The organism is Streptomyces sp. SID5643 (assembly GCF_009872555.1).
Lineage (GTDB): Bacteria > Actinomycetota > Actinomycetes > Streptomycetales > Streptomycetaceae > Streptomyces > Streptomyces iakyrus.
The window spans coordinates 12831-27763 of record NZ_WWIC01000308.1; the positions used below are offsets into that span (position 1 = coordinate 12831).

A 14933-nucleotide genomic window follows, 5' to 3' on the forward strand; every position below is an offset into this window, starting at 1 on the left:
CACGGTCAGCGGGTGGCTCAGCCGCCCAGCTCCTGGTGGCGTGCCGCCAGCCGGCTCGTGCCCTCCTGGGTCAGGGAGCCGAACAGGCGGAGCCGGGAGATGCCCCCGTCGGGGAAGATGTCCACGCGCGCGTGCGTGCCGACGGCCGGTTCCGGCAGGACGAAGCGGTGGTTGGTGTCGGGCTGGAGGCGGGTGCGGGGCAGGATCTCCTGCCAGTCGCCGTCCTCGCCGTCCCGGACCGACACCGACGCCCAGCCGGCACTGTTGCCCTTGAGGTAGGCGGTGTCGATCTCCAGGGCGCGGATCTGCGCCCGGGCGGCCAGCCGGTAGCGGATCCAGTCGTGGCCCTGGTCGCGGCGGCGGCGGGTCTCCCAGCCGTCGTCCATCTTGAGGGAGCGGCCCGGCGCGATGGTGTTGGAGGCGGGCGAGTAGAAGCGGTTGGAGGCGTCCTCGGCCCGTCCGCCGTTCTCCAGGGCGACGACGTCGAAGGTGCCGAGCGCCTCCAGCCACGCCGGGTCGGGGACGACCTCGCCGTGGACGCGCAGCCGCGCGATGCCGCCGTCGGGGTGCTGGTTGACCCGCAGGTGCGTGAAGCACTGCTCGACGTCGACGGCGAACCCGTTCGCGGCGTGGCCGCCGACCGGCGTGCGCGGGACCAGGGTCGTCCACTTCACGTCGTCCCCGAGGAGTTCCTCCGGCGACGGGGAGCCGGTGACGCGGGTGCCCTCGACGGACACGGCCTGCGGGTAGTTGCCGCGGAAGTGGGCGGTGTCGACGACGATCCCGCGGATCACGCCCGGGGCGCCGAGGCGGACCAGCGCCCAGTCGTGGTCCTCGGCGGTCGGCCAGGGGTGACCGGCGGAGGCGCCCCGGCGGCGGCGCGTCTCCCAGCCGTCCATGATCTTGCCCTTGTGGCCGAAGTGCTCGGGGTCGAACTCGGCGGGCCCGGGCACCAGCAGGTTCTCGCGCTGGGCGAAGAACTCGTCGTTGGCGGCGATGACACCGGCACCGAGGCGCCGGTCGGCGAGGTCGGTGTACCGGGTGAAGGGGAAGTCGGCGGTGCGGTAGTCCGCGTACGGGTCGCCGCCTCCGTAGGGGCTCGCGTCGCCGGTGAAGCTGGGGATCGCCGTCACGATGATCAGGTCTGCCTTTCGGGTGTCCGGGATGGGATTCAGTGGGTCCGGGTGAGGAGCCGCCCCTTCGGTCCGGTGAACTCGCCGTCCGCGACGATGCGCTGTCCGCGCAGCCAGGTGGACTTCACGACGCCGTGCAGGGTCTTGCCGGCGTAGGCCGTGACGCGGTTGCGGTGCTGGAGGGCGACCGGGTCGACGGTGAAGGTCTCGTCGGGGGCGAGGACGGCGAAGTCGGCGTCGCGGCCCACCGCGATGGCGCCCTTGCGGTCGTCGAGCCCGACCAGTTCGGAGGTGCGCGCCGACATCCAGCGCACCACGTCCTCCAGTCCGTGGCCGCGCCTGCGGGCCTCCGTCCACACCGCGGCCAGGCTCAGCTGGAGTCCGGAGATGCCGCCCCAGGCCGTCGCGAAGTCGTCGGTCTTCAGGTCGGCCGTGGACGGGGAGTGGTCGGTGACGACACAGTCGATGGTGCCGTCGGCGAGCGCCTGCCAGAGCAGGTCCTGGTTGGCGGCCTCGCGGATGGGCGGGCAGCACTTGAACTCGCTGGCGCCGTCGGGGACTTCCTCGGCGGTGAGGGTCAGATAGTGGGGACAGGTCTCCACGGTGATGCGGACGCCCTCCGCCCGCGCCTGGGCGATCATCGGCAGGGCGTCGCTGGAGGAGAGGTGCAGGACGTGCACGCGCGCGTGGAGGGCCTTCGCCTCGCGGATGAGCTGGGCGATGGCGCTGTCCTCGGCGTCCCGTGGGCGGGAGGCGAGGAAGTCGGCGTACTTCGGGCCCGGCTGCTGCGGGGCGGAGGCGAGGAGGCGGGGGTCCTCGGCGTGCACGATGAGCAGTCCGTCGAAGGCGGCGATCTCGGCCATGGTGCGGGCCAGGGGGTCCCGCTCCAGGTGCGGGAACTCGTCGACGCCGGACGGTGACAGGAACGCCTTGAAGCCGAACACGCCGGCTTCGTGCAGCGGGCGGAGCTCCTTGATGTTGTCGGGCAGCGCGCCGCCCCAGAAGCCGACGTCGATGTGCGCCTTGGCGGCGGCGACCCGCTGCTTGGTGCGCAGATGCGGGACGCTCGTGGTCGGTGGCAGGGAGTTCAGGGGCATGTCGACGAGCGTCGTGATGCCTCCGGCCGCGGCGGCGCGGGTGGCGGTCCAGAAGCCCTCCCACTCGGTGCGGCCCGGGTCGTTGACGTGCACGTGCGTGTCGACGAGGCCGGGCAGCAGGACGTGGTCGCCCAGGTCCTCCAGGCGGGCGCTCTCCGGTACCGGAGCGTCGTGGGGGAGGACGGCCGTGATCGTGCCGGCGGCGACCGCGACCGAAGCGGCGCGGGTCCCCTCGGGAGTGATGACACGCGTCGAGCGCAGCACCAGTTCAGCGTCGGACACCCGAACCCCTTTCTTCAACGTTCTGTTGAAGGAGTCTTCACTCCCACTTCCACCCCGTCAAGGGCACACTGCTACAGAGCACACACGGCACCCCGCCCCTGGACTTTTCCACGAAGCGGAATTAACATCCCGGGAAGCGAAATGCTACCCGAAAGGAACGCCCCGTGCCGACGTCCAGCGCCAGCACCACCGACTCCGCCCGGTCCTCCGCCAACGGCGGTGTCCAGTCCCTGGAGCGCGCCTTCGACCTGCTCGAACGGATGGCGGACGCGGGCGGGGAGGTGGGCCTGAGCGAGCTGTCCGCGAGCAGCGGCCTGCCCCTGCCGACCATCCACCGCCTGATGCGCACGCTCGTGGCCTGCGGCTACGTACGCCAGCAGCCCAACCGGCGGTACGCGCTCGGCCCGCGCCTGATCCGCCTCGGCGAGTCGGCCTCCCGGCTGCTGGGCACCTGGGCGCGGCCGTACCTGGCGCGACTGGTCGAGGAGACCGGCGAGACGGCGAACATGGCGCTGCTGGACGGGGACGAGATCGTCTACGTGGCGCAGGTGCCGTCGAAGCACTCGATGCGGATGTTCACGGAGGTCGGCCGGCGGGTGCTGCCGCACTCGACGGGCGTGGGCAAGGCCCTGCTGGCCGGTTTCCCGCCGGAGGAGGTGCGGGCGCTGCTCTCCCGTACGGGCATGCCGGCGGCGACGGAGAAGACGATCACGACGCCCGACGGGTTCCTCGCGGCCCTGGAGGACGTGCGCCGGCAGGGCTACGCCATCGACGACAACGAGCAGGAAATCGGGGTCCGTTGCCTCGCGGTCCCGGTGCCCGACTCCCCCACCGCCGCGGCCATCTCCATCTCGGGCCCGGCGGGACGGGTCACTGAGGCGGCGACGGACAAGATCGTGCCGGTGCTCCAGCAGGTCGCGGGGGAACTGTCCGAGGCGCTCGCGAGTCAGAGCCCCGCGTAACGGTACGGACCGCGGGGCACGGCGCCCCACCGCCGGGCCCGGCGCGCGCCTGCGGGTTCAGCCCTGGCCCCGCACCGGCCCCCCGAAGAGATCCACCGCCCGCCGGACCTCCCGCAGCTCCACGGACAGCGCGCTCACCGAACCGATCGCGCCCGCGATCAGCAGCAGGGAGCGGCGCAGGCCGGTGATCTCGGGGATGCCGTCGGCGGCCATGGCGGCCACGGCGGCCAGTTCCTCCTCGGCGACGGTCCGGTCGGCGAACTCTCCGGGATGGGCGGCCAGCCGGCGGCGCAACCGCGACACGGCGGAGCGCAGCTCCGTCACGCGCGGATCCTCGACGCCACCGGTCACAGGCCCCTGCCGCTTCTGCTCGACGCTCCGCAACACAGTCCTCCCCCTCGCACCTCGTCGCGCTCGTGCCCCTTGGCCGCCAAGTCCCCCACACCGGGCAGCCGTCGGGCACCCGGCCGGTCGGTGCGGGCGACAGTAAACGACGTGGACCACCGGGCGCCAGTCCATTGCGTCATCGGCTTGTTTCGCAGAGTGACTTTCTGGCCCGAGGCGCACGCCCGTGCGACGCGCGCCCCGCGCCGTCGTACCCCCGTACGGGGCGTGCGGTATGCAGGAGCCATGACGACACGGGAGACGACGGACGGGGCGCCGGCGGTTGCGGGACTGCTGCTCGCGGCAGGGGGCGGACGGCGGCTCGGCGGGCGGCCCAAGGCACTGCTCCCCCACCGGGGACGGCCCCTGGTGGAGCACGCGGTGCGGGTGCTGCGGGAGGGCGGCTGTGCGACCGTCCATGTCGTGCTGGGAGCGCGGGCCGACGAGGTGCGCGCCCGGGCCTCGCTCCCGGGGTGCGTCCTGGTCGGCAACCCCGACTGGGAGCAGGGGATGGGGAGTTCCCTGCGCGCCGGGCTCGACTCGCTGACCGGCACGGGCGCGCGGGCCGCGCTGGTCTCGCTCGTCGACCAGCCCGGCATCGGACCGGAGGCGGTGGCCCGGGTCCTCGCGGCCTGCACGGACGAGGCGTCGCTCGTCTCCGCCTCGTACGACGGTGTGCGCGGCCATCCGGTGCTGTTCGGCGCCGCCCACTGGGCGGGCATCGCCGCGACCGCGCACGGGGACCGCGGGGCACGCGCCTATCTGAAGGAGCACCGGCCTCAGGTCGCCCTCGTGGAGTGCGGGGACGTCGCCCGGCCCTTCGACATCGACACCGAAGCCGATCTGGCCCACCTGGAGTGAGCGGGGTGGCACGGAGCGCCACCTTGCCTCGACCCGGAGAATCTCGACATCAACAGACGATTGAACTTCCACCATGAGGAAACTAGTATCCACTGTTCAGAAGCGCCCGTCTTCCCCCAGCTCTCGGCTTCGCTCGAGCCGGGGACACCCCCATCGCGGGCGCCGAACGCCGTATCCGGGAAGACTGGCACCCGGTGCCAAGCACGCCGGCTCGTCTTCACAGCTCGCTGAAGGAAGTGACCGTTCATGTCCGCTCCAGCGCCGTCCCCGCTGGCCATCGTCGACGCCGAGCCCCTGCCCCGGCAGGAGGAGGTCCTCACCGAAGCGGCGCTCGCCTTCGTGGCCGAGCTGCACCGGCGGTTCACGCCCCGGCGTGACGAGCTCCTCGCCCGCCGCGCCGAGCGCCGCGCCGAGATCGCCCGCACCTCCACCCTCGACTTCCTCCCGGAGACCGCCGCGATCCGCGCCGACGACTCCTGGCAGGTCGCCCCGGCCCCGGACGCCCTGAACGACCGCCGGGTCGAGATCACCGGCCCCACCGACCGCAAGATGACCATCAACGCCCTCAACTCGGGCGCGAAGGTGTGGCTCGCGGACTTCGAGGACGCCTCCGCGCCCACTTGGGAGAACGTGGTCCTCGGCCAGGTCAACCTGAGCGACGCCTACACCCGGAACATCGACTTCACCGACCCGAGGTCCGGCAAGTCCTACACCCTCAAGGCGAACGAGGAACTCGCCACGGTCGTCATGCGCCCGCGCGGCTGGCACCTGAACGAGCGTCACCTCGTCGACGCCGGCGGCACCCCGGTGCCCGGCGCCCTCGTCGACTTCGGCCTGTACTTCTTCCACAACGCCCAGCGCCTGCTGGACCTCGGCAAGGGCCCGTACTTCTACCTCCCCAAGACGGAGTCCCACCTGGAGGCCCGCCTGTGGAACGAGGTGTTCGTCTTCGCGCAGGAGTACTGCGGCATCCCGCAGGGCACCGTCCGCGCGACCGTCCTCATCGAGACGATCACCGCCGCGTACGAGATGGAGGAGATCCTCTACGAACTGCGCGACCACGCCTCCGGGCTGAACGCGGGCCGCTGGGACTACCTGTTCTCCATCGTCAAGAACTTCCGTGACGGCGGCGCCCGGTTCGTCCTTCCGGACCGCAACGCGGTGACGATGACGGCCCCGTTCATGCGCGCCTACACCGAACTCCTCGTCCGCACCTGCCACAAGCGCGGCGCGCACGCCATCGGCGGCATGGCGGCCTTCATCCCCTCCCGCCGGGACGCGGAGGTCAACAAGGTCGCCTTCGAGAAGGTCCGGGCCGACAAGGACCGTGAGGCCGGCGACGGCTTCGACGGCTCCTGGGTCGCCCACCCCGACCTGGTGCCGATCGCCATGGAGTCGTTCGACAAGGTCCTCGGCGACAGGCCCAACCAGAAGGACCGGCTGCGCGAGGACGTCGACGTCAAGGCGGCCGACCTCATCGCCGTCGACTCGCTGGACGCCAAGCCCACCTACGCGGGACTGGTCAACGCCGTGCAGGTCGGCATCCGTTACATCGAGGCCTGGCTGCGCGGCATGGGCGCGGTCGCCATCTTCAACCTGATGGAGGACGCGGCCACCGCCGAGATCTCCCGCTCCCAGATCTGGCAGTGGATCAACGCCGAGGTCGTCCTCGACAACGGCGAGCAGGTCACCGCCGACCTGGCCCGCAAGGTCGCCGCCGAGGAACTCGCGAACATCAGGGCCGAGATCGGCGAGGAGGCCTTCGCGGCCGGCAACTGGCAGCAGGCGCACGACCTGCTGCTGACGGTCTCCCTCGACGAGGACTACGCCGACTTCCTGACGCTCCCGGCGTACGAGCAGCTCAAGGGCTGACTCAGTCCGCGGACGGCTTCTCCGAGTGGCCCAGGGACTTCCCCGGGGCCACTCGGTCGCGTACGGCCTGCTTCACGGCCGTCGGCTCCGGGAAGCCCTGCTCGCGACGGTCCCAGACGACCTCGTCACCGACGCGGACCACGAACACCCCGCCCGTGCCGGGCCTGAGGGCCAGTTCTGTCAGTTCGGCCTCGAAGGTCGTGAGCAGTTCCTGCGCCAGCCAGGCGGCGCGGGGCAGCCAGCGGCACTGGGTGCAGTACTCGATCTCGACCCGCTGAGCGTCCGTCATCCGAGGTGCACCGACCAATCCTGCTGAGCCGCGGGCTTGCCGTGCAGGTCGGGCACCTGCTTGAGCCACGCGGGACGTCCTTGCTGGTTCTTCGCCGCCCGCAGGGCCTCCTCGGCGGCGAGTTCCTCCCGGGTGGGGAAGCCCGTCGGCAGCCAGTCCCCGGACGCCCGCACGCGCGCGTGCAGGTACCCCACATACGCCTCGCGCACCTCGTCCGCGGTGGCGAAGCCCGGCTCGTCGGCGAGCCAGGCGTCCGGGACCTCGGCGAGGATGCGCCGCAGCAGTTCCTCGGTGACCCGGGGCGCCAGCTCGGCGTCGGCGGCCCGGACGTCGGGCCCGTAGTGGCCGAGGGCGTGGTGCCGGAAGTCGTAGGCCTTGCGGGGGTCGGCGGCGTCCCAGCGGTGGTGGAAGACCAGGGCGGCGCCGTGGTCGATCAGCCACAGACGCGGGGGTGCGACGCCGAGGGTGGGCCAGACCATCAGGTTGGAGCTGTGGACCGTACGGTCGACGTTCACGGTCAGGGCGTCCAGCCAGACGATCCTCCCGGCCTCCAGCGGGTCGACGGGGAAGACCCGGGCGAGCTCCGGCGTGAAGTCCCTGGCGCCCGGCAGGTGATCCATGCCGAGGTTGACGCCCGCGCTGGCCGCGTGCAGGCCCCGCACCTCCTGGTGCGGCTCGTGGTCCGCGACCGCCGGGTCGAAGTGCACCAGGACCAGCTCGGGGAAGCGCATCCCGAGGGCGCGGGCCAGCTCCCCCACGATCACCTCGGCGACGAGTGCCTTGCGGCCCTGCGCGGAGCCGGTGAACTTCACGACGTAGGTGCCGAGGTCGTCCGCCTCGACGACGCCGGGGACGGAACCGCCGGATCGCAGCGGTTCGATGTAGCGGGTCGCGGTGACTTCTCTCAGCATTGCCCGCAGCCCCACGGCTGACTCGCCCTGCATTCCACGTTCCTGCCTCCGGCCTCCGGCATGAAGTGAACATAGTAACGACGGAGCCTGGACGGAGGCCTGCCACCGGGGCGAGCGTGGACTCGTGGTGCCGGATGACGCTCGTACGACAACCGGCCTCAGGGGGTCGCGGGCGCAAGACGGCGAGCGGGCGCCGGTGACCGCACGACGTCCATGACGAAGCCGCTGCGGACCCGGGCCGGCATGCGGTTCAGCGGAATCCGCAGATCCTGGTCGGGCACGTCGTACTCCAGCAGGGCCAGCCGTGGCCCGAGGGCGCGCAGCAGGGCGATCGTGACGTCCTCGCCGGGGCAGCGGTGACCGGTGTCGCGGTCGCCACCGCCCTGGGGGATCAGTTCGTCGGCCCGGGGCGGTCGCTGAAGGAAGCGCTGCGGTTCGAAGGTGTACGGGTCGTCCCAGAGGTCGGGGTCGTGGTTCTGCCCGAAGAGGTCGAGCAGGATCAGCGTGCCGGACGGGATCGGTTCGCCCCGCCACTCCAGATCGGTGGCGGCCCGGCCGCCGACGAAGGGGGCGAAGGGGTAGAAGCGGCGCACCTCGTGGGCGAACGCCACGGCGTAGGCGGGGTCGTCGCCGGTCAGGCGGTGCCGCAGCCCGGGCCTGAGGCGCAGCGCGTGGGCGGCGTACGTGACGAACCAGCACACCGCGACGGTCGGGCGGATGACGTTGAGCAATTCGACCGCGGCCGTGTGCGGGTCGAGGAGCAGGCCGTCGGCGTCCCGGTGCCGGACGATCCCCTCCAGCGCCGACCCGGCCGGCGCGGTGGCGGCCCCCGACCTTACGTCCTCGACCAAGCGCCCCAGCCAGGCCTCGCAGCGGGCCCGTGCCCGGCGGGCCCGCCAGTGGCGCGGGCCGGGGCCGCCGAAGCCGTCGACCATGGCGACGAGGTCCCGGGCCAGGGGCCCGGCGTCCTCGACCGCGAGTCCGGCCCACTGGCACACGCCCCGGGTGAGCACCCGGCTCGACTCGTCGAACAGCACGACCCGCCGGCCGGACCACGTCTCCACCGACTCGTCCCACTCCGCGGCGACGCGGTCGACCAGACCGGCCACCGCCTCCGCCCCGGTGAGCAGGGACAGGAACATCTCCTTGCGCACGCGGTGGTCCGGCCCGTCCAGGGTGTGCACGGCCCCGTGCCCGAAGAGCGTGCTCAGCACCGGCCCGGGCAGTGCCGCCCGGCGCTCCACGTGCCGCTCGTCGTAGAAGAAGCTCACCGCCTCGGGGCCGTGCAGGGCGACCACCTGCTGTCCCATGAGCCGCGTACGCACCAGCGGAGCGGTGGTGCGGCGCCTCCGGTCGGGCAGCCATGCGTAGCCCTTGGCCAGGAGGGCGAGTGAGCTGTCGGCGACAGGTGTACGGAGACGGGGATCCATGGCGGGGCGAGTGCCCGCCGGCCCTCCCGGGAAACCGGGGGCCCGCACGGGCGTCCCTGACCTGCGGCGGGGCGGCTGACCAGGGCCGCCGCCGGACCGCACCCGGTTTGTCGCCGGTTGCGGTGGGGACCCGGCGAGGCATGAGCGCACCCCCACGTCGCCGCGTGCTGCGGCAGAACCGGGTCCTGTGGTTGCTGGACCGTCTGGAGAGGGAGCCCAGGGCCGACGCGCTGATCGACACACTCCGCAGGGGCGTGCGGGCTCTTCCCCTGGGGCGTGGCCGGGACCTGCTGCACGGCAGGTGGCTGGGGCACCCGGTGCATCCACTGCTGGTGCAGGTGCCGATCGGAAGCTGGCTGTCGGCGGCCGTCCTGGACCTGCGCCCCGGCCGCTCGCGCGAGTCGGGGCTGCTGGTCGGGGTCGGGCTGGGCGCCGCGGCGCCCGCAGCCGTGGCCGGCTGGGTGGACTGGGCTGAGCTGCACCACCCCCAGCAGCGGATCGGGCTGGTGCACGCCCTGTCGAACACGGCGGCCGTCGGCCTGTACGCCGCCTCGCTCGTCAGCCGCGTCAAGGGACGCGAGGGGGCGGGCCGGGCCTACGGCTTCCTGGGGCTGACGGCCGTCGGGGTCGGGGGCATGCTGGGCGGCCACCTGGCCTACCGGCAGGCCTCCGGCGCGAATCACTCCGAGGAGGTCCCGCACGTCGTCTCCCCGGGCTGGCACCGGGTCGGGGCCGTCGACGAGTTCCCGGCCGGTGAGCCGGTGCGGCGCAGCGTGGACGACGTGCCGGTGCTGGTGGTGCGCGAGTCCGGCGGGGCGGTCCACGCGCTGGCCGAGCGGTGCAGCCATCTCGCGGGGCCGCTGTCCGAGGGCACCGTCGAGGACGGGTGTGTGCGGTGCCCGTGGCACGGCAGCGTGTTCCGGCTCTCCGACGGCTGGAACGTCCGCGGACCGGCCACCGCGCCCCAGCCCTCCTTCGAGACGCGGATCACCGGCGGGCACGTCGAGGTGCGGCTGCGTCACCAGAACGGCGGAGAGCCCGCCGGACAGAGGAGGCCGACACGATCGGGGGCCGCCCATGGGCACGGCGACCATGACTGACAGCCGCCTCGCGCGCCGGCTGCACGGAGTGCTCCGGCGCACCCGCCGGGACTACGCGGCGGGACACGACCGCCCGCTGGGCGGCTATCTCGTGACCCTGGCCGGATTCGCGGCCTACACGGCGGCCTGGACCACGGTGGTACGGCGCAGCGGACGCCCGCTGCCCGAGCGGCCCGAGCCGTGGGACGTGGTCCTGACGTCGGTGGCCACGTTCCGGCTCAGCCGGCTGCTGAGCAAGGCGTCGGTGACCAGCCCGCTGCGGGCTCCCTTCACCCGGTACGTCGGGCCGCAGGGTCCCGCCGAGCTGCACGAGGAGGCGCAGACCGAGCAGGGCAGGCACACCGTCGGCGAGCTCGCGACCTGCCCGTTCTGCATGAGCGTCTGGGTGGCGTCGGGCCTGACCGCCGGCCGGCTGCTCTGGCCGCGCGCCACCCGGACGGCCATGGGCACGCTCACCGCCCTGGCCGGGGCGGACGCGCTGCAACTGGCGTACGGCGCGCTGGTGGACAGGACGACGGGCGACTGACCGCACAGGTCTCGTCTCCCCCGCCCGCACCCTCGTACGTCCCGAGGGACCGGACGAGTTCCGGAAGCGGCACCCCTTGTCAAGGCGATATTAGGTTAGGCTAACCTTCGCCTCGTGAGATCTGGTGAAGAGACGGCCGGCGGACTGCGTCTGCGCGGGCATCAGCTGTCGGCCACGGGCGTGACCGTGTCGTACGACGGCACGGACGTCGTGCACGACGCGGCGATCACGCTGCTGCCCGGCGAGGTGACCGTCCTGGTCGGTCCCAACGGCAGCGGGAAGTCGACGCTGCTGCGGACGATCGCCCGGCTCCAGCGGGCCCGGCGGGCCGAGATCGGCATCGACGGCGACATCGACGGCCTCGCCCTGTCCGCCCGGGAGTTCGCGCGGTACGTCGCCCTGCTGACCCAGGGGCGCCCCACACCGAGCGGCCTGACCGTGCGGGATCTCGTCGAGTTCGGCCGCTACCCGTACCGGGGCCGCTTCGGCCGGCCGGACCCGGACACGCCCGCCGCCGTCGAACGGGCGCTGGCGCTGACCGGCGTGACGGACCTCTCCGAGCGCGGCGCAGACCACCTCTCCGGCGGGCAGTTGCAGCGCGTGTGGCTCGCGAGCTGCCTAGCCCAGGAGACCGGCGTCCTGCTGCTGGACGAGCCGACGACCTATCTCGACCTGCGCTACCAGATCGAACTCCTCGACCTCGTCCGCGACCTGGCGGACGACCACGGGATCGCCGTCGGGGTCGTGCTGCACGACCTCGACCAGGCGGCGGCCATCGCCGACCGGATCACGCTGCTCGAAGCGGGCCGGATCGTCGCAGACGGCCGGCCCGAGGAGGTCCTGACCCCGGAGCGGCTGACGGCCGTCTACGGCATCCGGATCGACGTCGACACAGACCCCCACACCGGCCGGATACGGACCCGCCCGATCGGCCGGCACCACACCCGCTCCAACCGAAGCGAAAGGCTCGGCACCACCTCATGAGACGTCTCCTGCTCACCGCGGCCACCACCACCGCCGCGGCGCTCACCCTTGCCGCCTGCGGCACCACCGAGCCGGCCGCCGACAGCGCGAAGAAGAAGACCTCCGAGGCCATCAGCCTCACCGACTCCACCGGCGCGAAGGTGAAGCTGGACGGCCCGGCCAAGAAGGTCGTCGCCACCGAGTGGAACGAGGTCGAGAGCCTCATCACCCTCGGCGTCGACCCGGTCGGCGTCGCCGACGTCAAGGGTTACAAGACCTGGGACACCGCCGTCCCGCTGAAGAACGAGCCGAAGGACATCGGCACGCGCGGCGAGCCCAGCATGGACACCATCGCCTCGCTCTCCCCCGACCTGATCGTGGCCAGCTCCGACCTGCCGGACGCGGCCGTGAAGCAGCTGCGGAAGATCGCCCCGGTCCTGGAGATCAAGTCGGCGGACGCCTCCGACCAGATCGGGCAGATGTTCACCAACCTCGACCTCATCGCCAAGGCCACCGGCACCACCGACAAGGCCGAGGCCGCGCGCAAGAGCTTCGAGGCCAAGGTCGCCGAGGGCAAGAAGACCCTCGCCGACGCCAAGCTCGCCGGCACCGACATCGCCTTCGCCGACGGTTACGTGACGTCCAACCAGGTCTCCCTGCGCCCCTACACCAGCGGCTCCCTCATCGGCGCCGTCAACGAGCGGCTCGGCCTGAAGAACGCCTGGAAGGTCAAGGGCGACCCGGCCTACGGCCTCGGCACCACCGACGTCGAGGGCCTCACCGCCCTGCCGAAGGACGTGCAGTTCGCCTACATCGGCAACGACGGCGACAAGTCCAGCAACCCGTTCTCCGGCCAGCTGAAGAAGAACGCCGTGTGGACCTCCCTGCCGTTCGTGAAGGCGGACCGGGTGCACCGGCTGCCCGACGGCATCTGGATGTTCGGCGGTCCGGAGTCGATGGAGGCGTACATCGACTCCCTCGTCGGCGCGCTGAAGAAGTAGCGAGGCCATGGCCGTCACCGAAGCACCCCCCGTCGCCCGTCCGCAGGCGGCCGCGTCCCGGACGGGTGCGGCCGCGGTGACGGCCGGGCTCGTCCTCCTGGTCGCCGTCCTCGCCGTCGTCGACATCACCCAGGGCACGGCCTCCGTCGGGCCGGGCCAGGTCCTCAAGGCCCTGACGGGGCAGGCCGATCCGGGCGACGCGTCCGTGGTCATCGCCTCCCGGCTGCCACGGATGACCGCCGGCATCCTGGTCGGCGTCGTCCTCGGCATCGCGGGCGCGGTCCTGCAGGCCGTCAGCCGCAACGTGCTCGCCTCGCCCGACACCCTCGCGGTGAACGCCGGTTCGTACCTGGCCCTCGGGCTGGTCGGCGCGACCGGCGTCTCGCTGCCCCTGCTCGCCTCCTCCGGCGTGGCCTTCGCGGGCGGACTCGCGGCCGCCGCCGTCGTCCTCGCGCTGTCCGGCCTCGGCACGGGCACCGTGCGGCTGGTCCTCGCCGGCACCGCGCTCGCGCTGGGCCTGAACTCCGTGACCGAAGGGCTGCTCCTGCTGTTCCCGCAGCAGACGGAGGGCCTCTACCAGTGGAACCAGGGCAGCATCGGCCAGAACGGCTTCGACGGCGTCCTTCAGATGCTGCCCGTCGCCCTGGTGGGACTCGCCGGGCTGCTGCTGGTCGCCCGCCGGGTCGATGCGCTCGCCCTCGGGGACGACGCGGCGCGCGGTCTCGGCGTCCCCGTGCGGGCCACCCGGGTCACGGTGGTGGTCCTGGCGGCGCTGCTGTCCGCCGCGGCCGTCACGCTCGCCGGACCCATCGGCTTCGTCGGCCTGTGCGCCCCGGCGCTGGTCCGTCCGCTCGCCCGCCGGTTCCGGGGGTTCGTCCGGGCCCGGGCGGTCCTGCCGGTGACCGGTCTGGCCGGTGCCGCGCTGGTGCTCGGGTCGGACGTGCTGCTGCGGGCCCTCATCCCGGCGGACACGGCGGTCGCCGTCCCCACGGGCATCGTCACCAGCCTGGTCGGTGCCGTCTTCCTGGTGGTGACGGCCCTGCGTCTGAAGGACACCGCCGGGGCCGACGCGCCGGACCGGCTGCGCATCCCGAGCCGGACGGCGTTCCTCGTCACCGTGGGCGCGCTCGTCGCGGCGGTCGTCGGCGTCACGGTGGCCGGCGTCCTGCTGGGCGACAGCAAGCTCCTGCTCGGCGATGTCGCCAACTGGGTGCAAGGGCGGGCCGGGCAGACCGTCTCCTTCGTCCTGGACACCCGCGTGCCGCGGGTGCTCGCGGCGCTGTGCGCGGGCGCGGCGCTCGCCCTGGCCGGCACGCTGGTGCAGGCCGTGACCCGCAACCCCCTGGCGGAGCCCGGTGTGCTGGGCGTCTCCGGCGGTGCCGCGCTGGGCGCCGTCCTGCTCGTCACCACCGTGCCCGCGGCCGGGTCCTGGGGGATCGCCGGTGCGGCCTTCGGGGGCGCGGCGCTGGCCTCGGCCATCGTCTTCGGTCTTTCCGCCCGGGGCGGTTACCGGCAGAACCGGCTGGTCCTCGTCGGCATCGGCATGGCGGCCGGTTCCACGGCCCTGATCAGCCTGCTCATCGTGCTCACCGACCCGTTCAACGCCGTCAAGGCGCTGACCTGGCTGTCCGGTTCGACGTACGGGCGGACCATGCCGGACGTGCTGCCCGTCGCGCTCGTCCTGGCCCTGGGCCTGGCCGTCGCGTTCGCCCGGCGCACCGAGCTGGACCTCGTCTCCCTGGACGAGGACACCCCGCGGCTGCTCGGTCTCGGACTGCCGCGGGCCAGGCTGGGCTTCCTGGTGACGGGTGTGCTGCTCGCCGCGACCGCCGTCGCCTCGGCCGGCACGATCGGCTTCGTGGGCCTGGTGGCTCCGCACGCGGCCCGTGCCCTCGTGGGCCGGCGGCACGGGCGGGTCGTACCGGTCGCCGTCCTGCTCGGCGCGGCGCTGGTCTGCACGGCCGATGTGATCGGCCGCACCGTCATCGCCCCCGCCCAGCTGGGCGCCGGCCTGATGACGGCCGTGATCGGCACTCCGTACTTCCTGCACCTGCTGGTCCGCGGCCGCAAAGCGGTATGACGCCCGAAAGGTGCATCAATAGTTAAATCGCTCCGAAAGTGC

Annotated in this window: 14 protein-coding genes; 8 read left to right on the forward strand and 6 right to left on the reverse strand. The window is 72.8% G+C overall.

The features are described from left to right. Positions 1 to 17 precede the first annotated feature (17 nt). Positions 18 to 1133 (reverse strand): allantoicase, encoded by a 1116-nt coding sequence (gene alc, locus GTY56_RS33480; protein ID WP_161369033.1) that lies wholly within the window; start codon positions 1131 to 1133, stop codon positions 18 to 20. A 38-nt stretch (positions 1134 to 1171) separates the two neighbouring features. Further along, positions 1172 to 2512, reverse strand: coding sequence for an allantoinase AllB (gene allB / locus GTY56_RS33485; RefSeq protein ID WP_161369034.1), 1341 nt, complete (start codon positions 2510 to 2512; stop codon positions 1172 to 1174). 164 nt (positions 2513 to 2676) lie between these two features. On the opposite strand from allB, the gene GTY56_RS33490 reads away from it, so the two are divergent. Next, positions 2677 to 3474 carry an IclR family transcriptional regulator gene (locus GTY56_RS33490; RefSeq protein WP_161369035.1) on the forward strand — a complete coding sequence of 266 codons (798 nt, stop codon included), beginning with the start codon at positions 2677 to 2679 and terminating at the stop codon, positions 3472 to 3474. Positions 3475 to 3531: 57 nt separating this feature from the next. Here the strand turns inward: GTY56_RS33490 and GTY56_RS33495 are convergent, their stop codons facing one another. Continuing rightward, positions 3532 to 3861 carry a DUF5955 family protein gene (locus GTY56_RS33495; protein ID WP_161369036.1) on the reverse strand — a complete coding sequence of 110 codons (330 nt, stop codon included), beginning with the start codon at positions 3859 to 3861 and terminating at the stop codon, positions 3532 to 3534. Positions 3862 to 4104: 243 nt separating this feature from the next. Between GTY56_RS33495 and GTY56_RS33500 the strand changes: the two genes are divergently transcribed. Together GTY56_RS33500 and aceB are read left to right on the forward strand one after the other, a co-directional pair. Beyond that, complete coding sequence (locus GTY56_RS33500) at positions 4105 to 4719, forward strand: nucleotidyltransferase family protein (protein WP_161369037.1); 615 nt, start codon at positions 4105 to 4107, stop codon at positions 4717 to 4719. Positions 4720 to 4965: 246 nt separating this feature from the next. Further along, positions 4966 to 6591, forward strand: coding sequence for a malate synthase A (gene aceB, locus GTY56_RS33505; protein WP_161369038.1), 1626 nt, complete (start codon positions 4966 to 4968; stop codon positions 6589 to 6591). 1 nt (position 6592) lies between these two features. Here aceB and GTY56_RS33510 read toward each other — a convergent pair whose 3' ends face one another. The 3 genes from GTY56_RS33510 to GTY56_RS33520 all read right to left on the reverse strand — a co-directional run bounded on the left by GTY56_RS33510 (position 6593) and on the right by GTY56_RS33520 (position 9221). Further along, complete coding sequence (locus GTY56_RS33510; RefSeq protein WP_161369039.1) at positions 6593 to 6880, reverse strand: Rdx family protein; 288 nt, start codon at positions 6878 to 6880, stop codon at positions 6593 to 6595. Continuing rightward, positions 6877 to 7791: a HipA family kinase gene (locus GTY56_RS33515; RefSeq protein ID WP_161369065.1), complete on the reverse strand. Its 915-nt coding sequence runs from the start codon at positions 7789 to 7791 to the stop codon at positions 6877 to 6879. Before GTY56_RS33515 ends, GTY56_RS33510 begins: the two co-directional genes overlap by 4 nt. A gap of 158 nt (positions 7792 to 7949) precedes the next feature. After that, complete coding sequence (locus GTY56_RS33520) at positions 7950 to 9221, reverse strand: cytochrome P450 (protein WP_161369040.1); 1272 nt, start codon at positions 9219 to 9221, stop codon at positions 7950 to 7952. A 140-nt stretch (positions 9222 to 9361) separates the two neighbouring features. Here GTY56_RS33520 and GTY56_RS33525 point away from each other — a divergent pair, with 140 nt between their 5' ends. From GTY56_RS33525 to GTY56_RS33545, 5 genes are all read left to right on the forward strand, one after another. Beyond that, on the forward strand, positions 9362 to 10321 hold the full coding sequence (locus GTY56_RS33525) for a Rieske (2Fe-2S) protein (protein WP_202511083.1): 960 nt from the start codon (positions 9362 to 9364) through the stop codon (positions 10319 to 10321). Beyond that, positions 10314 to 10847, forward strand: coding sequence for a DUF1360 domain-containing protein (locus GTY56_RS33530; RefSeq protein ID WP_161369041.1), 534 nt, complete (start codon positions 10314 to 10316; stop codon positions 10845 to 10847). Before GTY56_RS33525 ends, GTY56_RS33530 begins: the two co-directional genes overlap by 8 nt. 114 nt (positions 10848 to 10961) lie before the next feature. Then, positions 10962 to 11831, forward strand: coding sequence for an ATP-binding cassette domain-containing protein (locus GTY56_RS33535; protein WP_161369042.1), 870 nt, complete (start codon positions 10962 to 10964; stop codon positions 11829 to 11831). Next, positions 11828 to 12811: an ABC transporter substrate-binding protein gene (locus GTY56_RS33540; protein WP_161369043.1), complete on the forward strand. Its 984-nt coding sequence runs from the start codon at positions 11828 to 11830 to the stop codon at positions 12809 to 12811. The genes GTY56_RS33535 and GTY56_RS33540 overlap by 4 nt, the downstream gene beginning before the upstream one ends. Positions 12812 to 12818: 7 nt before the next feature. Continuing rightward, entirely contained in the window at positions 12819 to 14891 is a 2073-nt protein-coding gene (locus GTY56_RS33545; protein ID WP_161369044.1) for an iron ABC transporter permease, read from the forward strand. The last annotated feature ends 42 nt before the right edge of the window (positions 14892 to 14933 follow it).